Source organism: Streptomyces racemochromogenes (assembly GCF_044129415.1).
GTDB classification, from domain to species: Bacteria; Actinomycetota; Actinomycetes; order Streptomycetales; family Streptomycetaceae; genus Streptomyces; species Streptomyces racemochromogenes_A.
The window spans coordinates 1-4,743 of sequence record NZ_JBBDHD010000243.1 but is presented as its reverse complement, the minus strand read 5'-3'; the positions used below and the strand labels follow the sequence as shown (position 1 = coordinate 4,743).

General features: G+C 69.3%; 3 protein-coding genes and 2 pseudogenes. All 5 read right to left on the bottom strand.

All coding sequences use genetic code 11. The annotated features are described in order from the left end of the window. Positions 1-107: pseudogene (locus tag WDV06_RS36260) on the bottom strand (ATP-binding protein); the annotation flags it as partial. Continuing rightward, complete coding sequence (locus tag WDV06_RS36255; RefSeq protein ID WP_395514064.1) at positions 88-642, bottom strand: DUF742 domain-containing protein; 555 nt, start codon at positions 640-642, stop codon at positions 88-90. The pseudogene WDV06_RS36260 and the gene WDV06_RS36255, both read right to left, overlap by 20 nt. A gap of 93 nt (positions 643-735) precedes the next feature. Further along, a complete protein-coding gene (locus WDV06_RS36250) occupies positions 736-1,149 on the bottom strand; it encodes a roadblock/LC7 domain-containing protein (protein WP_079431971.1) in 414 nt (137 codons plus the stop codon). 10 nt (positions 1,150-1,159) lie between these two features. After that, complete coding sequence (locus WDV06_RS36245) at positions 1,160-4,366, bottom strand: sensor histidine kinase (RefSeq protein WP_395514063.1); 3,207 nt, start codon at positions 4,364-4,366, stop codon at positions 1,160-1,162. Between the two features lie 293 nt (positions 4,367-4,659). Beyond that, a pseudogene (locus WDV06_RS36240) lies at positions 4,660-4,743 on the bottom strand (ATP-binding protein); the annotation flags it as partial.

Sequence of the window (4,743 nt, the reverse complement as noted above, 5' to 3'; positions counted from 1 at the left end):
ACCGCGCCGACGAACGTGGTCTTGCCCACGCCGAAGCCGCCCGCCACCACGATCTTCGCGGAGGTGGTGGAGCGAGCCGCTCCGCCGTTAGAGCTTGCGAAGTCCACTGAGCACCCTTTCGAGCAGTGTCACATCTGGCTGGCCGCCGGCAGACTCGTCGCCGCCGGGCTGGTGAATGGCGACAAGGCCCGCCTCCGCCAGGTCGGCTACGAGGATGCGGGCGACACCAAGAGGAATGGAGAGAAGTGCCGAGATCTCCGCGACGGATTTGATCTCCTGGCACAGGCGGCAGATGCGCTGGTGCTCGGGCAACTGCCCTTGCAGACGCGCGGGATCCGCCGTGGTACTGACCAGCGCCTCGATGGCGAGCTGGTAGCGCGGCCGGGTCCGGCCGCCGGTCATCGCGTACGGACGCACCAGCGGGTTGTGCGCCTTGGGAGCCTGCGGCTGCGCGGCCCGAGGGGGCTGCTGCGGAAACCGGTGGGGCGCCTGTGGCTGCTGAGGCTGGCCGTACGGCTGCTGTGCGTAGGGGGTCTGCTCCGGCATGGGCCGGCTGGGAGCGGAGGGGAAGTTGAAGCGGTTCTGGTCGTGCCCACCCTGCGGCTGCTGGCCGCCATAAGGATGTCCTCCGGGTGTTGTCACGTTTCCTCCTCCGACTCCAAGAACGCAGTACTCCCTGTGGCACCGCGCCACCGCACCTTACGGTGCGGTGACGGGAAACGCACTGCTTGTTTGCTAGTTGAGAAGGCTTCCCTGGAGCTCCGCGCGCAGGTCCGGGGTGAGGACGTTGCCCGCGCGATCCACGAGGAGGGCCATCTCGTAGCCCACGAGGCCGATGTCGCACTCGGGGTGCGCGAGCACCGCGAGGGAGGACCCGTCGGAGACCGACATGAGGAAGAGGAACCCACGGTCCATCTCCACCACGGTCTGGTTGACGGCGCCGCCCTCGAAGATGCGGGAGGCTCCGGCGGTCAGCGAGGTCAGACCGGAGGCCACGGCCGCCAGCTGATCGGCGCGGTCGCGCGGGAATCCGTCGGACATCGCCAGCAGAAGGCCGTCGGCGGAGACCACCACCGTGTGGGACACCCCGGGGGTGTTGTCCACGAAGTTGGTGATCAACCAGTTCAGGTTCTGCGCCGCCTGGCTCATCGCGCTCACACTAACGCTCCTGGTCATAGCTGTTACTTGACTGCTCGGAACCCGCGCTGCGTCCCTGCTGGACACCGCGGCGCAGGTTGCTCAACCTGCCGCGCACGTCCTCCGGGGCGCGGGAGACCTGGGGGCCGCCCTGCGGGGTCGTCTCCGCAGCGCCCTCGACCAGGTTGGCCTTGGGCACCCGCCGAGGGAGACCGGACGAGGTGACCCCGCCCGCCTTCGGCTCACGGAGCTTGCCGGCCTGCTGCCAGCGCTCGTCGTTCGTCGAACGCCAGCCCCCGCCGGCCGCCTCGTCCTCCGGAGCCCCCTTCGGCTCCGCGGGCTGCTGCTGTCGCTGCGGCCGGTGGTCGAAGAGGGAACCGGTGGGCTCCGCTTCCTTCCGGCCCGAACCCCACTGCTGCTGGCTGCCACGTCGCGGCAGGCCCGCTCCGGTCAACTCGTGACCGGTGTCGGCAGCGGCGCCCGGACGGTCGAAGCCTACGCGGTCCAGGGCCGGTTCGGGAGCGGCCGGGGATTCCGATTCGTTCCCGTAGTCCTGCTGGTAGGACTCCGCGTAGGTGTTCTGCTCGGGCCATGCGGCCTGCGGGGACTGCTCCGCGTAGCCACCCTCGTACGCCTGTGCGGGCTGCTGCGGGTCCTGATAGCCGACTTCCGGATAGGCATAGCCCTGCTCCGGGAACGCCTCGTAGGACTGCTGCTGCGCCTGCTCCTCGTACGGGGCCTCATAGCCCTGCGGGGACGGCTGCTCGTACTCCTGGTACGGCTGGTACGCGTGTTCCGGCTGGGGTTCCGGATAGCCCTCGGCAGCGTACTGCTGCTGCGCGGGCTGCCCGTCCTGCTCCTGCCCGAAGTTGAGCTGCGCCTCCAGGGCCGCCCGCCGCTCCTCGCGGCCGAGGGAACGCACGACCGGGTCGACCGGCTTCTCCTCGCCGCCCTGGCCGCCCTGGGCCTCGTAGCGGGAGTCGTCGAAGCCGAGCTCGGCGGCGGTGCGCAGCGGGGCGGCCTGCTGGGCCTGCTGCTCGGGGATGATCGAGGAGACGGTGAAGTCGTCGTCCGGGATCCCCTCGCCACCGCCACCGTGGGTGATGGCGTCGGGGAGCATGATCAGCGAGGTGGTGCCGGCCTGCTCGCCCGAGGGGCGCAGCTGGACGCGGATGTTGTGGCGGTCCGCCAGCCGGCCGACCACGAACAGGCCCATGCGCTGGGAGATCGCCGCGTCCACGGTCGGCGGGTTGGCCAGCTTGTGGTTGATGTCCGCGAAGTCCTCGGCGGTGAGACCGATGCCCTTGTCGTGGATCTCGATCATCACGCGGCCGTCGGGCAGACGCGTGGCGTTGACCCGGACCTTGGTCTGGGGGGAGGAGAACGTGGTGGCGTTCTCCAGCAGCTCGGCGAGCAGGTGCACGAGGTCGGTCACGGCCTGGCCGTGGATCTCGGCCTCGGAGACGCCCGAGAGCTCGATGCGCTCGTACTGCTCCACCTCGGAGGAGGCGGCGCGCAGCACGTCGACGAGGGGAACCGGCTGGTCCCAGCGGCGGCCCGGGTTCTCACCCGCGAGGATGAGGAGGTTCTCGCCGTTGCGGCGCATACGGGTGGCCAGGTGGTCCAGGCGGAAGAGGTTCTCCAGCTGGTCCGGGTCGGCCTCGTTGTTCTCCAGGTCGGTGATGAGGGTCAGCTGGCCCTCGATCAGCGACTGGTTGCGCATGGAGAGGTTCGTGAAGATCGCGTTGACGTTGCCCCGCAGGAGCGCCTGCTCGGCGGCGAGCCGGACCGCTTCCCGGTGGACCTGGTCGAAGGCGCGGGCGACCTCGCCGATCTCGTCCCTGGAGTTGATCGGGATCGGCTCCACGCGGGTGTCGACCTTGCCCGGGTCGGTGCGCGAGAGCTGGTCGACGAGCATCGGCAGGCGCTGCTCGGCGACGTCGAAGGCGGAGGTGCGCAGGCGGAGCATCGAGCGGCTCATCTGGCGGGCCATCAGCGCGGCCAGGATGAACGCGGCGAGGAGGGCCACGACCACGATGGCGCCGGTCAGGATGGCGTCGCGCTGGGCCTCGTCGGACACGGCGACGGTGTCCTTGACGGCCTTCTCCAGGAGCTCCTGCTCGACCTCGGCGTAGCCGTCGAACTTGGCGGTGGCGGCCTGCTGCCAGGCCTGCGGGGTGACGCCGATGAGGGCGAGCTTGGCGGGCTTCTCGCCGCCGGCTATCGCCTCGGTCATCCCCGTGAGGGCGGAGCCGTTCACCACGGGCGGGGCCTTGAAGGGCGTACCGGCCTGCTCTGCGGCCTGTTTGGCCTGCGCGAGCTTGGCGGCGCCCTCCTGGGACTTCTTGCCCATGACCTCCTGGAGGCGCTTGGTGTCCTCCTCGGTGCCGGCGGCGACGTACTCGCCGGCGGCGATCTCTTCGAGGTAGGCGTAGGAGGAGAAGGCGACGAGCTGGGCCTTGCGGACGCTCTCGTCCTCGTTCGGGCGGACCAGCAGGTGCGTGCCGATGGAGCGCTGGAGCGAGTTGGCGGCCTTGGCCAGCTCGACCGCGTAGACCATGCGGCCGTAGCTGGTGACGTTTCCGGTGCCCAGGCCCAGTTCGTTGGAGAACTGCATCAGGTAGTGCTGGACCAGCACGTAGCCCTCTTCGGTCGGCACCGGGCCGAGCTGGGAGGGGGGGTTCTTCTTGGCGGTCTCCGGGACGGCGTAGGCCGTCTTGCGGACCTGCTCCAGCTTGGGCTCCTCCTGGCGGAAGAGCTCCAGGCGGCGCTCCAGGCCCTGCTTCTTGGGCATGTCCTTCACGGCCGTCGCGAACTTGGCCTTGGCCGCGTCGGTGGCCGCGTACGCCTTGGTGACCGCCTCGTTGCTGCGCTCGCCCTTGAGGAGCGGCTCCGCGCTGAGGTCGCGTTCGTTGAGGAGGGCCTGGCCGTATTCGGCCGCCGCCTGGACGATGCGGACGGTCTTCTCCGCGTCCTTCGCCTCGTTCCAGGTGTCGATCGAGCCCTTCACCTGGAAGCCGCCCATGACCAGTCCGACGAGGACGGGCACGAGCAGGATGGCGTTCAGACGCGTCGGCACGCGCCAGTTGCGCGGGGAGAGCTTGCTGGTGCTGCCACCACCGGACGGTGGTTCCACGGGCACGTCGACGGACGACGTGGCCGCGCGCGGCGGCGGGGTGAAGTTGCCGCGCGCGGGTTCATCCGCGGGGCTTGAGTTGCTTCGCCTCACTCGACCAACAACCTCTCGGCGGTGCTACTAGCTAGTTCGTTGAATTCCAGCACGATGAAGCGCCGTGTTCCAAACAGTTGAAAGAGGCCATTCCCAGAGCCTTACGTCCCACATAAAACGGACATAAAGAGCGAGCTGCGGCAAAAACGGGGCCAGTTGTGCGCACAGCGGCACCGCGCGAACGCGCGCCGTGTCCGGCCGCGGGGCAATTCTCTGTCGAAACGTTATGAACACCAGAGGCGGGCCGTGTTCCATGACACAGCCCGCCTCCGCGTATCGCGTGGAAACGGCCGTTACTTGAGCCGTGCCATGAGGGCGTGTTCGACGAGGGTGATGAGTGCGCTCTTGGCGTCCGCGCGGTGGCGGGCGTCGGTGGT

Coding starts and splice junctions, on each gene's coding strand:
- WDV06_RS36250 (WP_079431971.1), bottom strand. CDS start 1,149: ATGAGCCAGGCGGCGCAGAACCTGAACTGGTTGATCACCAACTTCGTG.